Below are 21,381 nucleotides of genomic sequence, written 5' to 3'. Positions count from 1 at the left end.
AAAAGTTAATTGGGCAAGGACTAGAACCCCGCACTTAGGAGAAGGGCAGATCTAAGGTCTGGAATTCAGCGTTTAGAAGAATAAAAAAACTGGGATAAACCCAGTTTTGTGCTTTGCGGCGAGCCGTTCACCTTATCCGGACTCAGAATTGAAGTAAAAGAAAAAAGGTGGATAGCAATATAATTTAATACATAATTATATAGCATAAATATATAACATTGACAATTATTTTAAATAATATATACTTAATATATAATAATTATTCAAAATATATATATGAAATATAATCCGTTTAATCCAAATTCAGTTGTTGCTCCGAATTTATTTGCAGGAAGAACAAGTCAAGTAGTAGATATTTGTAAAAAATTATCCCTAGTACAACATAATATGCCTGCAAGCTTCTTTGTTTATGGAGAAAGAGGAATAGGTAAAACTGCTCTAGTAAAGCTTATAAAAAGCGTTGCGGAAAAAGAGAACAAGATCTTTAAAGACGTGAGAATGCTCACCTCATATTATTTAGTTGAAAATGGTCAAGACATTGGTAGTGTTCTCCAAGAAAGTGTAAATCGTTTGACTGCTCAAATGAGTACAGGTGTTATAAAAAGACTTGGCAGTAAGCTTGGTGACCTTTTTAAGAATGGAAAATTTACTATTGGGGCTTATGGATTAAGTGCTGGTGTTGAAGCGGGTGAAGTTGAAAAAAGAAACATCACGATTAAAGATCAAAGTGTTGCAGTTCTTTCAAGTATTATTGAGTCAATAAATGAGGACAAGGGCGCTGAAGATGGTGTAGATGATAAAGCTGAACCAATAGACAAAGAAGATGGTGTTTTAATTATAATTGACGAAGTCCACAACCTAAAAGACAAAGAAAATGTAGCTTCAATTTTAAGGAACATAGTAACGACACTTGATGTAGAAGGCCTCGGTTCAATTTCTTTTTTGCTTGTTGGTTACAAAGAAGATATGGAAATATTTTTTGCTGGAGACCCATCAGCCCACAGAACATTTGATGCAATTCCCTTAGGAACTATGCCCGACAATGAAGCGTCGGATGTATTAAAAAAAGGTTTTGAAAAAGCGGAGGTTGGTTTTGAAGACAAAGCATTAAATGAAAATATTTCAGTAGCAGGAGGTTACCCACATTCACTTCAAATGTTAGGACATAAACTTCTAGAGACTGACAACGACAGCAATGTAGGCGACAAAGACTGGAAAGATGCTATTTTTAATGCATCTATGGAATTACGAACAAAAGAATTTTCAAGAATGTATTCTTTTGATAAAAAAAGGACAGCTAAAGATAAAATACTTGATTTTTTAGCTGTAAAAAATGAACCGATGTTTAAAAAAGAGATACAATCAGAATTTGAGAAATGCAATGCTTACCAATATATAAAATCACTAAAAAAATCTGGTGCTATAAGGGAAAACAGTGATGGCAAAATTTATTTACAGTCACAATTATTTAGAACAGCAATTTTGGTTGATATATTTATTAGAGAGGGAGAAAGAAAAAAAGTGAGAGAAAATTCCAGTAACATAAAAGAGGAAGAAAATAAAAAACGGCCATCCTAAAAGATAGTTTATTATTCTATTTAAATTGGGACTGTCAAGAAAAGATTACAAATAAAAAGAAGTCGCAATAATGCAAACCGCAGGACTTCCCTAATTAACAAAACAACTGCTAGACAATAAGGCTGATCAATAATAATAATGTTGATTAATTATTAGCTTTACAACATTTTACTTGTATGTTGCTTGGGCTTAAGCTTTTTTATCTTGGAATAATGCCGATATTATCAATTATGACAAATATCAGTATAAATATTAGAATTAACATTGAATTAGCCGTGATGTAGAGGTTGGTTACTAAAATTATTCGGTGTTATTGGTAAGGTAAATAATTTTGCTCAACTTCATAATACGCGGCTACGCGGGTTCAATTCCCCCGCTCTACAAAAATAATTAAGTTTAAATATGACATCAGAAATTTCATCTGAGGATGTAAAAAAATTTTTAGAATCTACAGGGTTTCCGTTTGAAATGTCTGCAAAGGAAACTCTTGAAAAAAATGGATTTAAGGTTGAAATAAATAATGCCTTTTATGACCTGGAAGAAAATAAGGACAGGGAGTATGACCTATTGGCTACTAAAAATATTAACGGGGTGAAGGTGTATCTGACTATTGAGTGTAAACAAAGCAAAGAGGATTGCTGGATTTTTATTTGTCCTGAAGCAAGCCCAGCTCGATATTATAGTTTTTTAGAGTATTATCCTAGTTTTGTTAATAGTGAGGTTAAGAATAATTTCTTTAATAATTTTTATTTATTAGATTCAAGAATTCCTTTAGCCAATAATTTTATAGCCTTTAAAAAAGGTAGCAAAAAACCTACCAACAATACTCAAATAAAAGACGGGGTTTCAAAAGTTGTAAAATCAAGCATATCTGTAATTGCAAATAATAGATATGATGAAGAAAATGCACTTTTCATAAAAGCCTTATTTGTAAACGCTCCAATTTTTTTAGCAACCTATGATAAAAGGTTATCTATTAAAAAAACAAACTACCTTCAATATAAACACTTTTTCAGAAGTCAAAAATATGAAATAACCAAAGAAGAGGCTAAGGAAGATGCGGAAGAAAATTCTGTTAATTCTTTATACTCATTCAACACACTCTATAATCGTTATGCAAAAAATGGAAGAGAGAAAGATGTTGCAGAACAAAAATTAATTTATAAGCAAAATGGGGGCTACAAAAATATTGATATTGTTAGAAAAGAAGGTATTGTTAGTTATTTGAAAAAACTAGAGAAGAGCGTTGATGATTTAAATATGGATTTGTGGAAGGCAGAGAATCCAGAAAAAGTTTTAAGCGATATTTTAAAACCAGAGAAAAAACAGAAATAAACCAACTTTGACAACGCAGATATTGTCTGCTATAATTTTAATTAGTTCCGAAACCAAAGATCAAAGTGTAAAAAGATCGGATCGAGTAAAGATGTTTTGCTTGGGATCCGAACTATTCAAAGTCCCAAGTTGGGGACTTTTTTGTTTGCCCTAAACTGTTTTAATCAGTATGGCAATGAATATCTTTTTCGGGTGGGTTTGCCCACCCGCCCGAAAAAGATGTCGTGCCGATTGAAAAAGCAGAAAAACAAAAGCTCCCTTTGACTGTTATTTTGAACATAAATAATAAAAAACAATAATATGCCATACTTTAATACCAATGATAAAGAATTAGCGAATAATTTCGTTAATCTCATAAATAAAAAGCTCGGTTATAACGGTGCTGTATATTTCGTTCGTGTGAAGCCCGAATTTATCGAGAAATACGGACTATACAGAACTGGCCTCAACATGGGTCAAGCCACAAAAACTGGAATCGATCCAAAACTTGGTTCTGGCTTTACCGAGGAAGAAGTAATTGAGCTACTCAAAGACAATCAATAGTCCCGTTCTCTCTTCTATAACTGGATTATATACACACATCTAACCGCTACTACGGTACTCTTTGTTATGGCACATTCTACAATTTAACCTATGGCCGAATCCTACGATTTTAAAGTGATTAAATCAGGAAAAGAAATCGAAGTATACGATTACAAGGATAAGGAAGTCCTACGAGGATACAAAAGAAAAGAGAGAAAGAAGAAAGAGAAAAAAGTGTTCAAAGGTCAGCTCGATATGAATGAGTACAAAAAAGAACTCAAACGTATTAAAGAGCAAGAAGCCGAACACAAGATCAAAAGCAAATTCTCAATCTCTCGTACCAGAACAAACATTCGTCGACTAACAAACTCAAACCCGAGCTTGGATAAGTTTTTAACTCTCACTTTTGCCGAAAGCACCACCGATCTCACAAAAGCCAATTATCTTTTTAACCAGGCGATGAAAAGGATTATTCGAAAAAGAACATCCTTTGAATATATTGCCGTGGTTGAATTTCAAAAAGATGTTGACTATCATGGAAGACGAAAAGAGAAAGGCGGGTCAGCTCACTATCACCTGCTTTGTAACTTGGAAATGCCCCAAACCAAGGATCTCAAGGATTTGTTTAGTTGGGAAAGATGGTTTGCTCTCCGCTATTGGAAATATGGCTTTATCAAAATTAAGAAAGTTGATCAAGTCACGAACATGGGGGCTTACTTTTGTAAGTACCTAGGCAAAGATATGTTTGACCGACGAATGTTTGGCAAGAAGAAATTCTTTTGTTCTCAAAAACTCAAAAAACCAGTTGAGTTAACTGGTTACAAAGCTGTACTATTTCATGAACAACACATAAGCGGACTTAAGCCTGTATTTGAAAAAACTTTTTCAAGCGAGTATGCAGGCACGATTAATTATTCCGCTTACACGCTTCCAGAGGACATACCTGTTATTTTGAACATTGCAAAACAAAAATGCTCAAAGAAAAATATGTTTTGGAATACCAAAGACTCTACAAGAAAAATTTCAACGAAGAGATAAGCTATGAAAAAGCTTATTCACTACTAGAAGACCTAGTTGAACTAGGAAAAATCGTATATAGCCCTATATACAAAAAAGACCTAGAGGTCTTGAGAAATTAAATAATTCTGCTACTATATAAATGCTTACTCGAAACAATAAAATAATACCAAGAGGATTTTTTTATAACTACATCCCAGAGATGGGCGGTTCTTCCGATGAAGTTATCTTTTTGGTAATTGTTTCGGGTAAGCTAGAACCGTCCTTTTTTGTTTTTAATCTTTGAAAAAAATAATGGGCAGCTAAATATCAGCTGCCCAAGAGCATTGCAATCTTCCATAGTGTTATGTCAGCAGATATGCAAACCACTGTAAGGTGAAAGAATTGCCGGTTAACAAAAAAAGAAACTCATCAATCATGCCCACAACATTGCATAGCAATAAAACAACTATGCATGTAACTTGCACACTTTTGGGAATGAACATTCCCACTCTTCTTTTGTATACTTTGTGTGTTCGGTCAAAAATTCGACCAAGTTCTTTTTCCTCTTTTTTCACGCGAATTAAATTTATCAAAATGTACAATGTCCCAAGCAACAGAAAGGCTAGGATCCCTGACAAGAAAAACGCACCAATAGTCATAAGTACATAACTTGTATAAATTGGATGTCTGACATGGGCATACGGACCCCAGGTCACAAGTTCATGTTGTCGGTATATTGCCATTGTTGCTGACCAGTTTTTGTTTATCGTTCCATAGGACCAAGCTTTTAGCACAACAGAGGTTAGGGCTAAAAATATTCCCATGTAGGAGATCGATGACGGAAACTTAACCTTCATTAAGAATGAATAGCTACCGTCAAAAAGATAAACAATAGAAACAGTCACAATTGTAAGCATTACAACATAATCCTTTACAAACATGACTACACGAAGAGAAAAGCCAACTTTCACGATGTTTTTTCTTACACCGTATCGGTTGTTTTTAATCCACTGGAATAAAGATAAAAACACATGCGAAAGAACGATAATAAACAACCAAATCTCCATGACCACCCCCCCCTATAAAAAAGTTAGATTTTAATCATTGCTATATCTCAATAATAATTAACAAACAGCTAATTGTCAAAGATTTATTATAAATAATTGTATGAAGTATTTTGTTTATGTAAGAAAATCAAGTGAGGGCGAAGAAAAACAAGCCCTATCTATTTCCAGTCAATTAGACAAAGCGAAAGAGTTTTTTAGCGATCTTGATATTTTGGAAGTTCTGGAAGAAAAACACTCTGCTTTTAAACCTTACAATCGCCCTGTGTTCGAAAGTATGATCAAGCGAATACGAAAAGGCGAAGCCACGGGAATAATCGCTTGGCACCCTGATAGACTGTCCAGAAACGAGATTGACGCTTCGACTATAACTTACTTGGTACGAACTGGTGTAATTGATGATTTGAAATTCGTATCATACAATTTTGATAATTCTCCCGAAGGAATTATGATGTTGCAACTGGCATTATCTCAATCACAATACTTTTCTTCCAAACTAGGAAAGGATGTTCGACGTGGACTAGAAAAGAAATTCCAAATGGGCTGGCAACCAAACATTGCTCCGAATGGTTACAAAAATGTCATGCTCAAAGACAAGGGTTATCGGATTATCAAAGTTGATAGAAAAAGATTTGATTGCTTACGAAAAGCTTTTGACTTAATGCTCACTGGCAACTATTCGGTTCCAAAAGTCCTTGATATATTAAATGACGAATGGGATTTTAAAACACGAATCAAAAATAAAGAACTTTCTCGTTGTTCCATGTATCGAATATTTACCAATCCTTTTTATGCAGGCATTATTCAATATGACGGAAAACAAAAACAAGGCAAACACAAAGCAATGATCACTTTGAAAGAATTCGACCAGATACAAGAACTACTTGGCAAAAAAGGTAGACCTAGAATGAGAAAGAACAAGTTTGCCTATACTGGATTAATCCGTTGTGCAAATTGTGGGTCTCTAGTTAGTGCTGACAAAAAAACAAAAATAATCAAAAAAACTGGTAAAGAAAAAACATTTGTATATTATCGCTGTAATCACAAGAAGCCTCGTATAAACTGCCAAGAGAAAGCTGTTAGTCTTCCTGTGCTAGAAGAACAAATTGAAAAGGAATTAGAAAAATATGATCTTCTGCCAGACTTTCAAAAATTGTTATTCAAAATTATGAAAGAGACAAAAAACGAAGACCCAGAAGAAAGACAAAATATCATTGATAATCTCAACAAGAAGATCGAGAAGAAGAAACAAGAAAAAAGCAACTTAACCAAATTAAGTTGCAGAGGTTTAATTTCAGACGATGAGTTCACGGATCAACGAAATGACTATGAAAAAGAGATAAACTTGTTACAAGAGAAAATCACCTCTCTTAAAGGCCAAAATTCCACGAACGATGAAAAATTGGAAGACGTTAAATTCGCCACGCGCGCTTTAATCAAGTTCAAAAAAGGTGACGATGATACACGTAGAGCCATCATTAACAGATTAGGCTCGAACCGAATGCTAAGTACAAGAAAATTGCTAATACAACCGCATAATCACATCTTGGCGATTGAAAAGTATCTTAAACCCCTAGAGGCCAAATTTGCTACGCTCGAACCAGAGAAAACCCTTGTAAAGACAAAACAAAACCCGGCTTACACCAGGCTTTGTATCGATATGCGGGGGGTAGTGAAGCTGATTATAACCTACTTCCAGGAGCTAGACCGATATTATATCGTGCCAAAGATTGGGGAATATTCGGTGTAATATGGTTATTTAAGTTAATCATGATGAACGGCTCACAAATGGTGAGAATCGGGCAAGAACGGGGTTACACGGGGTGGAATGGGAGGAAATTGGGAACTGTTGGGAATTGACTAGAACTGCTCAGGAATGGGTGGTTTTTTCATAACCTGATCTGGGTATATATTTTCAAAATCATTTGGAAAAAAATAGTCTAGTGATTTAAAATGCTTTGAATAATTTGAAAATAAAAATTGACCAAAATTATGCCCGTTATGCTCAGGCTTAAACCAATCATTCATAATAACATTGATTTCTATATTATTTATAACTTGTACTAGATGTTCATAATTTTTTATTGAGCAGGTGGTATAAGGCATCTCATCTAAACAATTTAATGATAATTTAGCGGTAATTAATTTTTGTTTTACTTTTTCTTTTAAATTATTTACATCTTCACCGAACAAATACCAGTCTTCAAGAGTAACTAATAAGGGATATATGATTATCGATTTGTCATATTTGAAATGCTTATAGCATCCGTTTTTGTAATCTCTTATTGTTTTATATATCTGCAAAATATCTTCAGCAAGAATATTCAAATCTTTTTCCATTGTTTCGTTTGATAATAATTGGGTCTTTGATTTGTTCTGAATTCTTTTTGCTTTGGCTTCAACAAAAAATGCTAAGTTATTTTTCTTTATTATAAAATCGACACTATCTTTTTGAGTTTTTGTATTTACATAATATTTCTCTTCAGGGATAAAAGCTATTTTTTTATTTTTAAAAACCTTTTTAGAAATTTCTTCTATATAATCTTGAAAGGCGAATCCAAAATTATTGCCAAAATTTTTTTCATTTACTAAATCAAAATAAATTCCGGATGTCATCCGCCAAATTAAAAAAGTAATTATTGGACAATAATAATATTTTTTTATTTTTATCAACGGGTAATATTCAAGAGGGTTAAATGCATATACATATTGGTCATCATAATCAACATCTCTCTGAATTATCTCCTTTAAATCTGTTAAATTAGTAGATGTGAAATTTATAAAAATATCGAAATGTTTTTTTGTAATTCCGGCTATGGTTATTTCAGAGTCTATGTTCAATTTTGGATGTGAAAGAATGCCACCTGTAATTGCTGTTCCGATTGTGTACCATTGTTGAATTGATAATTTTAATTTATTCTCAGCTATTTCTTTTAATCGTTCATTATTATATATTTTATAGTATCTAATAAAATCTACAGAGTTGGGTTTTTGTTGCCAAGGGAATTGTCTATGTGACAATCTACGTAATTCAGTTAAAATATTATTTTTATTTATATATAATTTGCTTAAGTTGCTTTCGAACTCTTTTATTTTATTTATTGCATTAGAAAAATAGTTGTAATTCTGAAAATTTTTTGTCGCACCACTTAAATTTTCTTGTCCGTTGACTATCATTTCCCTTGCCAACAATGACAGCTCCCATTCTGATAAAAATCTTCTAGCATCGTTTTTGCTATCGGTAATAATCTTATCTACCTGTATGTTATTTGGAATAGCGTTGTTAAACTGAAAAAAATTCAAATAGGCCCAAATCGCATAAAAAGCATTTTCAATACCAACCGGCCTGAGATGATTTCTGAGTGGCTTATATAAATTGTAAACTTCTTTTTTCATTGTCTTGGTCGTTCTAGATGTTTTTTGAATTTTTCCTTATTTAATGATTCAGCTTTTATCTCATCATTTATTTTCCGGTATTCTCTTAACTTGGAAATAAAATCATTGGTAAAAATAAGCATATTGCTATCTCTATTTACTCCATAAATAATATCCATAATATTGCCGGAAATATGAGCAATATTCCATAAATATGCCTTAACTAAATCTTTATCATCTTTATCAAAAAACGAATAAGAAAATTTATCTCTTTCTAATTGAAATTCTTGAAATGCGTAAGCAAGACTGGCATGAGAGCAACTTGAATTAATTTGGTCTTTCGATATTTTTATTGCTTTCGAAGCATCTGGATATTTTTGCTCTAACCATTTATAGGACTTGTTTAGGATATAATCTTTAAAATTTTTATCATCTTTCATGAAGTTTTCTTTTTCAGTATGAACTAGCGAATAACAAGCGAGGGAAGTTGCTTCCAATGCTTGTCTTAAATTAGCGTCTGATTGAACATGATGTAGTCTTAAGGTTGAAAAAAAACTTAAAACGATATGTTTTCTTATGTATGATAGAAAAATATTAAATAACCAGCTATCAAGTTTAGTGCTCTTGATAAAATTTTGGAGCAAAGAAACTAAATTAAGACAGTTAATATATTCTTTATCATACTCATTTTTAGCTTTTAGCAATAATTCGTTCTCTGTATCAATTAAATCTTGAAATGTCATATATTTTTATTTAGATTATGTAATTCTTTGGAATAAAGTTTTAGGTGGCTTTCTAGAATATTTATATTACGAGAGAAAACATTGTCAGTACAGCATAAATATTGGCCGAAATTTAATAGTTGAACAAGGTCATTATTATTATTTTCTATTGGGCCGTCTTTCTTTTTAGATTTACAACAGTAAAAGATTGCCTTTCGAGGAGAAATTGGCATAAATATCCAAAAATCTTTTTTACCTATTTCCCACCAAGGAACAAAATGCAAAATAGATTGACGTTCGAAGTCTAAAAAAATAACAGGATTATCGGAAATAACAAATTCATCATTGGAATTTTGAGGAATTTCTAAAATATGTAAATTGCCTCGATTAATTTTTTCTCCTACATCTGAGGCAATAACTAATGATAACAATAATTTTTGTGGTTTACCTCCAGAAACTCTTGTGTGTATATTATTTTTTAATAATTGATCATAAGTAATCCCTATTTCATTATTGGCGACCTTTTTTGTAAGAACCTCTTTGTTGCCCAAATCATTATACGTAATAAGTCCTTTGGAATAGCCGATTGAAAAAAAGCGCAGTAGATATTCGTGAAATAATGGAACTCTTGTTATTTGATGACCAATAAAAACAGCGAGCGTGCTTTCCTCTAAATACGTTAAATCTAAATTATCTGTAGTATTAATTATTTTAATGACGCTGGAAGCTTTATCTTCCAATAATTCAGCAAATAACTTTTTTCGAACAAAATCGCTTGGCTCTCCATTCGCGCTAGCAACCTCCCAATCGATTTCACCGGCAACGCTTTTTATAGGTGTTTTTTCAATCATTGCTTTGTTTTTTGACCAGCAATATAATTGCCCTTTATCTGTACCGGATTCAGCAATGCGCCAACGATTCAATAAAAGCCTAGGAACATAATGGTCAAATTTATTAACTTCGCCTGTATTTAAATAAACTCTTGTTTGGAAAAAGTCAAAAAAACTCATAATAAAAATAATAAGTTTTGCAGACCACCTTTTTCTGCCAAGCCGTTTTCGAAATACCAAGTTCCTGAATTTATTTCCGGTTTTATAAAAAAACCAAATAAGAAAATTTGTTTTATTTTTTTTCATTTAATTAAATTTTGCTTTTGAACTTTTTTAAGCATAATGTTATTTTAATTTAATATTCATAAATTTAATATAGAACATAAACTAGAACAAGTCAATACGTTCTTGCACACATCTTATTCACATGTTATAATTATTATAGTTATTAACAGGTATGTTTTATGAAAAAATTACATCCAAAACAAGAAAAACTATTGGAATTACTTAAAAGCAATATTGAAGAGCCTTTAACTATTCGTGAGCTTCAGGATGAAATTGGTGCCTCATCTCCTAGTATTGTCCATCATCACATCAAGCAATTAGAATCAAAAGGGTATTTAAGGAGAAATCCGCATAATTCGCATGATTATCAAATTCTTGCTGATGACCCGGATAAAAAAATTGCTTTTTTGAATCTCTATGGCATGGCACAATGTGGTCCTAACGGCTCAATGCTCGATGGTAATCCTATTGATAGAATACCAATCTCAACAAAAATTCTAGGTTTTTCATCTTCTGAAGCTTTTTTAGTAAAAGCCAAAGGAGATTCAATGGAGCCAAAAATTAAACAAGGCGATTTAGTAATTGTAAGAAAAGATATAAATCCAGAAGATGGGAATATTATTGTATGTGTAAATAACAATGAAGTGATGATAAAAAAAATTCAAAAAATTGATAAAGATAATATCTTTCTCACTTCATTAAATCAGGCATACAAAGCAATTTTAGCGAGCAAGGATAATTTTAAGATTGAAGGAGTGGTAAAAGGAATTTTATCATACACGATATAAATTTTAATAAAAATAATTTTAAATATTACAATGATAAAACTATTTCAAACATACAATTCAATATGTTCAAAATATATTAATAAAAAAGAATTGATTAATTTACTCTTTAGCTTTCTAACCGAAAAACCTTTAATTAAAAATACCGTTGATGATTTTTTATATAAGAATTTGAAAAAAAATAATAAGATTGACCCAATTTCTGTTGTTCAATTAATTGGATTGATTCATCAAAAAGAAAAGGAAAATACCAAAATGGATAAAACAGATGAAAGAAAACATTTTGGTATTTATTATACAGATTATGAAATTGCGAAACAAATAACAAAGGAAGCTTTAAAAGATAAAAAAGATTTATTTGATTTAAAGTTTTTAGAACCTTGTTCTGGTATTGGTATTTTTGCATTAGCATATATCGATTATATTTTTTCTTCAAGTTCAAAACTAACTGATAAAAAAGTTCAACAGGTTGTTGAAAATATTTATTGTGCCGACATTGATCAAGAAGCAATTAGACTATTAAAAAATATAATTCCTCTGTATATCAATTTTAAATATAAGATAAAAATTGAATTAAATGAAAAGAATTATTACGCTGGCAATGTTCTTTTTAATATTACAGAAAATGAAATTATAAAAAATGATCTTAGAAGTATTTTTAAAGTTAAAAATGGTTTTGATATAGTTTTGACAAATCCTCCGTACAAACTTTTAAAGGAGAATTCAAACAAGTATGCCCAAAAAGTCGATTTTAGAAGTATAAAAAATTTAGTTAATTTTATTAAAATAAATAAAGTTTATAAATATAACGAAGGAACTTTAAATTATTATAAAATTTTTATTGAGGAAATATTAGAAAATTATACAAACGGGAATAGCAATGTTGGACTATTAATTCCAATAACATTATTAAATGATTGTCAAAGTGAGAAATTAAGAAAAAGAATGATAGAAAATTATTCTTTTTCAAAAATTTATATTATTCCTGAAAAAAATAGTTTTTTTCCTGATATTTCTCAAGCCTTTTGTTTTTTTGCATTAGATAAAAGCAGGAGAGGTAAAATACTTGAAATAAATCCTGAAGTAATAAGTTCTGACGACATGGAAAAAAGAAGTATTAAAATTAATATAGAAACCATTAAAAGTATTTCTAAATCTGCTCCAATCATTGTGGAAGATGAGAAGGGGTGGGGCGTTCTTGAAAAAATAAATAACCATCCAAGAGTTAAATCATTTTCTGATATTAAAAATTTACGAGGAGAGCTAGACTTAACTTTAGATAAATCATTTATTACTGATAAAAAGACAAACTTCCCTTTATTAAAAGGAATTAATATAGCAGAATTTGATTTTGAGTTAGGTAATTTATATGTTGATGATAATTTCATTATGAAATTAAATGGAAAAAGAGAGCATGTTTTAAGAGATAGGATTGTATGTCAACAAGTGTCAAATATTCATGGTAATAAACGATTAAAGTTTTCAAAAGTTCCAGCTAATATTGTATTAGGAAATTCATGCAACTATATTTCAAAACATGAAAATCTTTTTGAGGATAAAAACATATCTCTCGACTACTTGTTGGGAGTTTTAAATTCATTACTTTTAGATTGGCGATTCAAAATAACAAATTCAAATAATCATATCAGTAATTACGAAATTGATGAACTACCAATTGCAGTACCTAGTGAAAAACAAAAAAATAGAATTGAAGCCCTGGTAGGTAGAATTAAAAAAGAAAAAAAAGATGAAGATGTTGCTAAATTAAATTTGGAAATTTTTAAATTATATAAACTAACAAAGGATGAAATTAGTTTTATCTTGAGTAAGTATCAAGAAGGAAGTTTAATAAGTACAATAAATAAAAAAGTTAATTATGCTATATAATCACATAACCTACTCTCTTAGCGAGAACGATTTAAAGATGGTCGTATCTATTCCTGCGGGAGGAAATTGGAAAAATATTCCTTTAAATATACCATCTAAACGGCTTGAGAGAATAAGAGAAACAGGTGGTAGGACTACCTTATATGGAAGATTAAGATGGGAGAAACCAAGCTACACAATTACCACATATTTTAATAGGCCAGGAAACGGAGCTTATATTCATCCCAAAGATGATAGAGTAATAAGCGCGAGGGAAGCGGCTAGATTACAGTCTTTCCCTGATGATTTTATTTTTGAGGGTTCAAAAACCTCTCTTTGTAAACAGATTGGTAATGCTGTCCCTCCCTTGCTCGCATATTTTATTGCAAAAAAAATAAAAGAGCAAACTAAAACAAAAAATGTGCTTGATCTTTTTTCTGGTTCAGGTGGCTTGAGTAAAGGATTTGAATGGGCAGGATTCAATATAATTGCAGCCAATGATAATTTTAGTCATGCTTGCAAGACTTATGAAAAAAATCATAAAGGTACTACTATGGTTGAGGGGGATGTGACTGATGTAAATGTGAAAAAAAGAATTTATAGTGCTATTAAAAATAAAAAGGTTGATATAATAATCGGCGGACCCCCTTGCCAGGGATTTTCTTATGCCGGCAAACGTCTTGTAGATGATCCTAGAAACTTTCTCTTTAAAGAGTTTGTTGAAATAGTAAAAAAAATAAAACCAAAAACAATTTTAGTTGAGAACGTCGAAGGTATTTTGACAAGCAATAAAGGAAAAACATTTGAAAGTATAAAAGAAAGTTTTTCAGAACTTGGTTATAAAATGCATGGAAAAAAAATGTTAGCAGTTAAGTTTGGTGTTCCACAAAAACGAAAAAGGGTTGTCATAATAGGGGTTTTAAAAGGTGATCCTGAAAAATGCTACCCTGAAGAAATAATTGCGAATGAAGACAAGTTTGTTTCTGTGAATGATGCTATAGGAAACCTTCCATCAATTGAGGTTAATGGAGGAGAGAACTATTTGAAACAAAAAATAGCCCCAAAAGGACTCTATCAAAGATTAATGGCTGGACTAATTACTCCAGATAAGTATGAAGAGGAATTGATTAAAAATCTTTAGCTAATTCTTTACTTAGCTCAGAACACACATTAAGCAAACTCTTTTTAGCTAGTGAGTGTTTTTTGTTTTTAAGTAATAGTAAAGTTTTATCCAAAGTATTTTGGACATTTTTTGATTTAATTGCTTTTGTATTTCGATTTTTAACTTTTTTATAAGATTCAAGCGACTCAATAGATATTCTGATATATCTTTTTGCGTTATTTTCATATTGTTTTTTCTTGCCTGGTGTTTTTATCATTTCTTTATACGTTCCATCTTTAGAATTAAAACCCTTAAATGAAATTGAAAAATAAGCAAATTCTGGATGCAGAAAATTTGATATTAAAAACTTGTCATATCCAGCTTCTGAAATTTGGGAGAGAGATATTAAAATATTATGTAAATTCCGACCCATTATTTTGCTAAGTTTTAAAGCATCCGAATTATTTTTAACTTTATTTTTCAAAAGATCCCAAATGTATTTTGAGTGCCAAGATACAACACTTTTTCCCTCTTCCTCGAGTTTTATTAAAGTTTTAACATCTACAAGTGTCATCCGGTTGTTCTTAGCAGAGTTTTTTGCAGGAGTCATTGGGTTAAATTGAGGATTATGTGAAAATCCAAGAGATATTGGTCCAATATGATCTGGGCTAACTTTATGTTTATTAAAAACTTTCATCAGCCAGCTGGCCGCTTTCCAATCGCCATCAGCCCAATTTTCATAAGCCCGCCTATCTTCTCCATAACGATTTAAGTTTTCCTTATGCCTCCCTGTATCTTGGGTACTTCGACAACATAAATTATAAGTATGAAATCCATCAAGACGATCAGGAGCATTACTCATAGCTCCAGGGCTAAAACCGTTTCTTTTATTTGGATAAATATAGTCCAAGCTCATTTCTTTGCCACATATTTGGCATGGTTTTTTTCCTGTTGGGTGAATAGCTCTTGCAACTTTTGATATCCAGGGACCATCCTTTTTTATCTTTAATTCTTTTCTCTTATTATCCCACCATTTATATCGCCTTTGTCCAATCTCACTTTTGCCACTGCAAATCCACCTGATATTTCCATCAGTCTTTCTCAAGTCAGGCATTCCTTTGTAGTTAGGATGACTAACAATAAATTTCATGTATTTAAGAAAATTTTTATGCCACGTTCTTTTTATCTTTTTTGCCATATATCTAAAGGAAGTAGTTAATATCTTTTTTATATAAATCAGCAAATTTTTTCATTTCAATAACATCAATTCTTTGTTCTCCATTTTCAATCTTGGAAATATAAGACTGAGGCTTTTTCAGCCTTTTAGCAACATCACCTTGTGTAAGGCCAATTTTGAGTCTGGCATCTTTCAGTCTCGTAACCAGTGCCTTGTATTCTTTTGAGTATATTGACTTATTCATGCATATATTATATATTCTAAATATGAATATTCAAAATTAGAATAATATATTTATTACTAATAATTACAAAAAATATGAACAATATAAATTTTGCCAGAAATTTAGTAAAAGGAAAAATAGCTGAAACTGTATTTGCTCAAATGCATAGAGAGGCGGGAGAATTTACGGTGCTGGAGTTTGGATATGAAAAAATTATCCCCGAGCTTGTCCAGCAGGGATATAAAGAAAATAATGGAATGATAGAAACTTTGAGAACGGCGCCAGACTTTGCAGTAATTGATAGAAGAACAAGGAATGTAAAGCTTATAGAGGTTAAGTATATGCGCGCTTTGAATACTGGCTATGTTTTTAAAGATGCTGAAAGAATGAGCCAATCATGGAATCCTTCATATTTATTTATAGCCACTCTTGAAGGATTTTATTTTGATGAAATAAATAAAATTATCGACTACAAAGGAGATATTTCTAAGCTTGATAACTCTCATATTTCAGATGATTTGCAAAAACAATATTTGCAGATTTTAATTGATTTTGAAAAGAATAATTAAAGTATTTATGAAAGATAAAATCATTGAATCTTCCGTTGACGAAATAATGGGTGCGCCAGTTGATATTTCAAATTTCAACGAAGAAAATTGCTCAAGAATTGCATTTGATTTATACAAAGAGGCAATGTCTGCAGTAACTGTTGTCTGCGGATTATGTAATCCTGATGATAAATCGGAATATATTTACGGACGTGATCAATCATTGATTGTTGGCCTGCTGGTTAGGATTGTGAAATTTATGGCATCGGCTACGGCTTTGTCTGTAGATAAAGTTAAAGAGCATGGCGAAGTAATTTTAGCCTTGAACCGAAGTATCGTAGAGTCTGCAATAAACGTTATTTATTTTTGCACAAAGGCAAAGCCAGAAGATGTTGATATTTTTGTTAGGTCAGCGCTTAAAGCTGAAAAAAATTTATTTAATTCAATACAGGAAAATATCAAACAGAGAGGTAAAAAATTACCAATTGAAGAAAGAATGCTGAAGTCAATTGATCGTTTGTTTAGGGCATCAGAAATAAACGGCATTGAAGATCTAAAACAAATTCCAAGGTGGAAAGATTATAAAACCATCCTAAGGGAAATTAATCTCGAATGGGCTTATCCCGTTTTACAGCAAATTCCTTCCCATTCAATTCATGGAACATGGTCAGACATTGCGATGCACCATTTAGAATACAATGGTGAAAAATTTTCTGCCAAACTGGAATCGATTAGAGTTGATGCTCGATTACTTTCACCAATAAGCAAATTAGTTTTGATTGCATTAAAAGCATACTTGGAAAAGTATTATGGTGATGTTGAAAATCATCCTTTGCTATTGAGGGTAAACGATTTAATTGAACGCAATGAAAAAATTGAAAAAATGCACGAGGAAATATTATCAAAAGACAAAAAGTAGAAATTAAATATATTTAAATAAGTAAATAATACAAATGCCGGCCAATTATCCGGCATTTTGTTTACCATTTGATTTTTTTATAGTTTTTTACTAAGATAAACTAAATATTACAATTATTATAAATATTACAATTATTATTAAACTATGTTGATAAATAAAGAGTGCATAGAACTTTTGGAATCATTTTTTGCTTATAAGCCGGACATGGAAATAGAGCTGAAAGGAGAATTTGAAAATAATCAATTTAAATCATTTTTAAAGAGATTGGAGGGCAGAAAACTGATTAAAAATTTAGAGATAAGTAATATTCCAAAAACAGAAGCATATAAAATAAAATTTGAAATAGTTGATTGGGCAGAGTTAGAGTCTTTTGCTCAATATACTTTTGATGACCTAATAGAAGAGCCTTACGGCATCAATAGACAATTATCAATCGTAGCAGATCGCATACTTGAAAAAGCGATTGAATTAGATAGTATTATATTTACAGTTACAGAGGCAGACTTTGAACAATATGAACGGGAGCATATTCAGTTTTTAAAAACTTTTGAAATACTGGAAAAACAAAAATTTCTATTCCAAAGAGAATCAACCTATTATTTAACTGATCAATCTTTTTCATTCAGAATACTTTTATTTAAAAACCTAGATGATCATAAAAAGGAACTAAATAAAGAGGTGATTAAAAAATCTAAGAAAGAAAATGAAAAGCAAAAACTAGTATTTGAAAATGGAATTTTAAAAGGAGGCTGGAGCAATAGCGAGCTAAGAATAAAAAGTGAAAATAGTTTTGAATATCAATTATTAAGCGTAGCTCTAAATAGCCCTTTGGGAGAAAAGATTGACTGTTCAACGGAAAGCATCGATATCCCAAAATTTCAAAAGATTTATGACACCGCCTTAAGGTTGAATAAGAAAATAGAAAAATCTTTAGGTATAAAGGATTTTTTTGACATAGATTATTCAAATAAAAACATCATGAGGACTGTTGAGTAGAACACTCAAAATTTGTCAGCGTTGAGTCAACAACTTTTTGATATAGTCGAAGTATAATAAGCTTCGGCTTTTTGTTTTGAAAAATTAATCTCTAAATTATGATTACGCAAAAAGATAAATTTTTAACATTTGATTTAGGCCTGGCATCTGCTTTGACCACTTTAGGTTATGAACTTTGGGAGATTGATAAAACAAATCCTAGAAAAGCCCAGTTTATTTTTAAAAGAAATAAAGATATCGATATAGCAGTTAATGATTATTGGAACAATAATTTAATGGTAAATGCCAGATCAATTGTAGATAATCAGAAAATGATAAAGAACCGATTGTATAGCCAATAAATTAAATGAATATATTTAAATTACTATTACTATGGAAAAATATCCAAGATTCTGGATCCGAAAGGATTTTATCAGGCATCACGCAAAAAATATTAAAACGATAGATCAGACAGTTTATATGGCTCTGTCTTTTTTTGTGAACAAAGAGAGAAAAACTTTTGTCGGTTACAGGACGATTGGAAAGATTTTAAAAATTAATAAAAATACTGTCATGAAAGCGGTTAACAATCTGATAGCGTATGGTCTGGTCAGACGGTTAGACAAAAAGGAGAATGGGAGACCGTCTGAATTGCAATTAACCACCGTCTTATTTGGAGAGCTTGAACCGTCTGAAACTGTCAGACCTAAAGAATTAAAGAAAGAATTATTGAAAGAAGAAAAACGTTTTTTCAAAAACAATAAACCAGAATCAGTTGGTCAAATAATGGAAAAATATAAAAATATATCAGGTCTAGAGCGATTAAGGGAAACAGCCGAGAATTTGCGCCAAAATCAGATAAAAAAGACGAAAAATGGCATGAGCAAAGGTAATGAAAGTAACACTATAAAAAAGGGAGGAATTTTGACAGATTGAGCATATAATTGTGTCAGCAATTTTTGATGAAAAAAATATGATTTCAGATCAAGGTTTAAACAAATTTATAAAACTGTATGAGCAAAAATATTCTGTAAAATTGAAAAAACAGGAGGCTTTGAATTTGTATATTAAACTTTTGAGAGCGGTAAAAATAGCTGTTTCTGATAAAAACCAAACTTGAAAACTTGAATAAAATTACGAAATCAGGTTTGCTAAACAAAAAATAACTAACTTTAGACAAATAAATTCTTCAAAAATTGCTTTTGCCAATTAATCAAGTTTACGTTAACATCATCTCCATATAAATTATAATTAAAATTAATGGAAAATAAAGACAAAAAAATTAAATATGTCATATATCGGCGGAAATCATCTGATTCGGAAGATAGACAAATATTAAGTTTAGATTCACAAAAAAGAGAATTAGCGGAATTTGCCAAAAAGGAGAAATTGAAAATTGTGGGAGATTTTCAAGAGTCAAAATCAGCTTATAAACAAGGACGAGAAGAGTTCGCCAAAGTTATTAAAATGATTCAATCTGGCAAAGCAGATGGTGTGTTGGTTTACCATATATCTCGCTTAGCCAGAAACATGACAGATGGCGGAATTATCATAGACATGTTAAAAGACGAGATTTTGCAGGAGGTGCGTACTCCATCGGAAATCTACGCCAAGAACTCAGGACAGGAATTTTTCCTGGCCTTGCAGTTTGCCATGTCCAAGAAATCATCAGATGATACGTCGGAGTTTGTTAGACGGGATTTACAAGCCAAAATTCTCAAAGGCGAATATCCCGGTTTTGTTCCGTTGGGATATTTAAATATGGATAAAGACGGGAAAATATCAGGTAAGCAATATAAATTTGAAAAACAAGAAGCATTAGAAAAACTTAATCGAACACTGAGAAGAATTGAAGTTGATCCGATGATGGGCCCTTTGGTTCAAGAGTTGTTTGAATATTGCGCTACCGGCCAATATTCTTTGGCCAGGCTAAGAGAGATAACTAATGGTTGGGGATTAGTGGGAGAAAGAAGTAAAAAAATGCTTTCTAAAATTACTATTTATAGATTGCTTTCCAATCCTTTTTATTATGGGGCGATTTTATGGAAAGGAACTTTGATTGAGCCGGAAGAACTTCCAGACGGGAAACATGAGCCCATTATCAGCCGTGAGCTTTATCATAAAGTGCAGGAAGAGCTACATGGTAAAAGACGGCCGGTTATGAAAAAAAGATATTATACCTATACCAATTTTATAAAATGCGGAACATGCGGAGGCAATATTTCAGGGATGATGGCCAAGGGCATTACTTATTATCGATGTACCAAATGCACTGGACTTTCATATATTCCTGAGTCGGAGCTGGAAGAACAGATTATTAAAACTATTAAAGAGATGACTATTGATGAAGATTTTTTAAAACTTGCCCTAGAGGAGATTAATAAGGCTAATGAAAAAGAAATCGGTAATCGTGATTTGATTTTAAAAAAACAAGAAGTTGCTTTAAAAAGATGTCAGGCACAATTGGATAATCTGGTTAGATTAAAAATTTCACCAGACAACTCTGATGGCTCTCTTCTTGGCGATGAAGAGTTTGTGGGTCAGAAGAAAGAAATTTTATTGGAGAAAGAAAAAATCCAAGAGAAGATGGGAGATGTTGATGATAATTGCCAGAGCTGGTTTAACTTGGCGACTGATTATGTAAACTTCACTTACAAGTTAAGCGAGAAATTTAAAACCGCTAGTCCTGAAGAACGGCGAGAGGTGTTTCAATTCATTTACTATAACCCGCTTTTAAGCAATAAAAGGCTAATGAATTCAGATTCTGCACCTCATAATTTCATAATTTCTTTCAATACTGAAAAAATGGCCACTACAACCACAGAAAATCTTTTAGGTAAGCAAAAAGAAGGCGATTTAGTGCCTTCTTGTTTACTAGTGCGGAACGGACGGGACTCGAACCCGCGACCTCCTGCGTGACAGGCAGGCATTCTAACCAACTGAACTACCGCTCCATGATTTTAAAACCCCCGCATAGCCCTTCGGGTGCGGGGTGATTGACTAATTCATCAATCAAAAAATAGCCGTCATTGACTATCAAAGATATTCTATCAAAAGTAGTTAAATTAGTCAATAT

20 protein-coding genes and 1 tRNA gene are annotated in these 21,381 nt (G+C 31.6%); 14 read left to right on the top strand and 7 right to left on the bottom strand.

Features of this window, described 5'->3' with window-relative positions:
- Positions 1-276 precede the first annotated feature (276 nt).
- The 4 genes from PF572_05810 (at position 277) to PF572_05795 (ending at position 4,473) form a co-directional block, all read left to right on the top strand.
- The gene (locus PF572_05810) at positions 277-1,578 is read left to right on the top strand and encodes an ATP-binding protein (GenBank protein MDA3840575.1); all 1,302 of its coding nucleotides are present in this window, start codon (positions 277-279) and stop codon (positions 1,576-1,578) included.
- Between the two features lie 402 nt (positions 1,579-1,980).
- Positions 1,981-2,913: a hypothetical protein gene (locus PF572_05805; protein MDA3840574.1), complete on the top strand. Its 933-nt coding sequence runs from the start codon at positions 1,981-1,983 to the stop codon at positions 2,911-2,913.
- 300 nt (positions 2,914-3,213) lie between these two features.
- Entirely contained in the window at positions 3,214-3,456 is a 243-nt protein-coding gene (locus PF572_05800; protein ID MDA3840573.1) for a hypothetical protein, read from the top strand.
- Positions 3,457-3,546: 90 nt separating this feature from the next.
- The gene (locus PF572_05795) at positions 3,547-4,473 is read left to right on the top strand and encodes a hypothetical protein (GenBank protein MDA3840572.1); all 927 of its coding nucleotides are present in this window, start codon (positions 3,547-3,549) and stop codon (positions 4,471-4,473) included.
- A 323-nt stretch (positions 4,474-4,796) separates the two neighbouring features.
- On the opposite strand, the gene PF572_05790 is transcribed toward PF572_05795, so the two are convergent.
- The gene (locus PF572_05790) at positions 4,797-5,465 is read right to left on the bottom strand and encodes an isoprenylcysteine carboxylmethyltransferase family protein (protein MDA3840571.1); all 669 of its coding nucleotides are present in this window, start codon (positions 5,463-5,465) and stop codon (positions 4,797-4,799) included.
- A 136-nt stretch (positions 5,466-5,601) separates the two neighbouring features.
- Between PF572_05790 and PF572_05785 the strand changes: the two genes are divergently transcribed.
- Entirely contained in the window at positions 5,602-7,248 is a 1,647-nt protein-coding gene (locus tag PF572_05785) for a recombinase family protein (GenBank protein MDA3840570.1), read from the top strand.
- A gap of 110 nt (positions 7,249-7,358) precedes the next feature.
- On the opposite strand, the gene PF572_05780 is transcribed toward PF572_05785, so the two are convergent.
- The 3 genes from PF572_05780 to PF572_05770 are packed head-to-tail and all read right to left on the bottom strand — an operon-like array spanning position 7,359 to position 10,731.
- A complete protein-coding gene (locus PF572_05780; protein ID MDA3840569.1) occupies positions 7,359-8,894 on the bottom strand; it encodes a hypothetical protein in 1,536 nt (511 codons plus the stop codon).
- Complete coding sequence (locus PF572_05775; protein MDA3840568.1) at positions 8,891-9,616, bottom strand: hypothetical protein; 726 nt, start codon at positions 9,614-9,616, stop codon at positions 8,891-8,893. The genes PF572_05780 and PF572_05775 overlap by 4 nt, the downstream gene beginning before the upstream one ends.
- On the bottom strand, positions 9,613-10,731 hold the full coding sequence (locus PF572_05770; GenBank protein MDA3840567.1) for a DUF4238 domain-containing protein: 1,119 nt from the start codon (positions 10,729-10,731) through the stop codon (positions 9,613-9,615). The genes PF572_05775 and PF572_05770 overlap by 4 nt, the downstream gene beginning before the upstream one ends.
- 158 nt (positions 10,732-10,889) lie before the next feature.
- Here PF572_05770 and PF572_05765 point away from each other — a divergent pair, with 158 nt between their 5' ends.
- From PF572_05765 to dcm, 3 genes are all read left to right on the top strand, one after another.
- Positions 10,890-11,498: a LexA family transcriptional regulator gene (locus PF572_05765; GenBank protein MDA3840566.1), complete on the top strand. Its 609-nt coding sequence runs from the start codon at positions 10,890-10,892 to the stop codon at positions 11,496-11,498.
- 168 nt (positions 11,499-11,666) lie between these two features.
- Complete coding sequence (locus tag PF572_05760) at positions 11,667-13,382, top strand: Eco57I restriction-modification methylase domain-containing protein (protein MDA3840565.1); 1,716 nt, start codon at positions 11,667-11,669, stop codon at positions 13,380-13,382.
- A complete protein-coding gene (gene dcm / locus PF572_05755; protein ID MDA3840564.1) occupies positions 13,372-14,502 on the top strand; it encodes a DNA (cytosine-5-)-methyltransferase in 1,131 nt (376 codons plus the stop codon). Before PF572_05760 ends, dcm begins: the two co-directional genes overlap by 11 nt.
- On the opposite strand, the gene PF572_05750 is transcribed toward dcm, so the two are convergent.
- Positions 14,489-15,661 (bottom strand): hypothetical protein, encoded by a 1,173-nt coding sequence (locus tag PF572_05750; protein ID MDA3840563.1) that lies wholly within the window; start codon positions 15,659-15,661, stop codon positions 14,489-14,491. The genes dcm and PF572_05750 overlap by 14 nt on opposite strands.
- Positions 15,662-15,665: 4 nt before the next feature.
- Positions 15,666-15,884, bottom strand: a complete 219-nt coding sequence (locus PF572_05745) for a helix-turn-helix transcriptional regulator (GenBank protein MDA3840562.1) — start codon at positions 15,882-15,884, stop codon at positions 15,666-15,668.
- 74 nt (positions 15,885-15,958) lie between these two features.
- Here PF572_05745 and PF572_05740 point away from each other — a divergent pair, with 74 nt between their 5' ends.
- The 6 genes from PF572_05740 (at position 15,959) to PF572_05715 (ending at position 19,425) form a co-directional block, all read left to right on the top strand.
- Positions 15,959-16,432 (top strand): hypothetical protein, encoded by a 474-nt coding sequence (locus PF572_05740; GenBank protein ID MDA3840561.1) that lies wholly within the window; start codon positions 15,959-15,961, stop codon positions 16,430-16,432.
- A 7-nt stretch (positions 16,433-16,439) separates the two neighbouring features.
- Positions 16,440-17,330, top strand: coding sequence for a DUF5677 domain-containing protein (locus PF572_05735; GenBank protein MDA3840560.1), 891 nt, complete (start codon positions 16,440-16,442; stop codon positions 17,328-17,330).
- Between the two features lie 144 nt (positions 17,331-17,474).
- Positions 17,475-18,326, top strand: coding sequence for a hypothetical protein (locus tag PF572_05730; protein ID MDA3840559.1), 852 nt, complete (start codon positions 17,475-17,477; stop codon positions 18,324-18,326).
- 98 nt (positions 18,327-18,424) lie between these two features.
- On the top strand, positions 18,425-18,667 hold the full coding sequence (locus PF572_05725; protein MDA3840558.1) for a DUF5659 domain-containing protein: 243 nt from the start codon (positions 18,425-18,427) through the stop codon (positions 18,665-18,667).
- Positions 18,668-18,698: 31 nt separating this feature from the next.
- On the top strand, positions 18,699-19,241 hold the full coding sequence (locus tag PF572_05720; protein ID MDA3840557.1) for a helix-turn-helix domain-containing protein: 543 nt from the start codon (positions 18,699-18,701) through the stop codon (positions 19,239-19,241).
- Between the two features lie 37 nt (positions 19,242-19,278).
- Entirely contained in the window at positions 19,279-19,425 is a 147-nt protein-coding gene (locus PF572_05715; protein ID MDA3840556.1) for a hypothetical protein, read from the top strand.
- Positions 19,426-21,185: 1,760 nt separating this feature from the next.
- Here the strand turns inward: PF572_05715 and PF572_05710 are convergent.
- Positions 21,186-21,259: transfer RNA gene (locus PF572_05710), tRNA-Asp, on the bottom strand.
- Between the last annotated feature and the right edge of the window lie 122 nt (positions 21,260-21,381).

This window comes from Patescibacteria group bacterium (assembly GCA_027858235.1).
In the GTDB taxonomy this organism is placed as follows: domain Bacteria; phylum Patescibacteriota; class Patescibacteriia; order Patescibacteriales; family BM507; genus BM507.
Note: the sequence above shows the minus strand (reverse complement) of the source record. Positions and strands in the feature narration are given on the sequence as shown.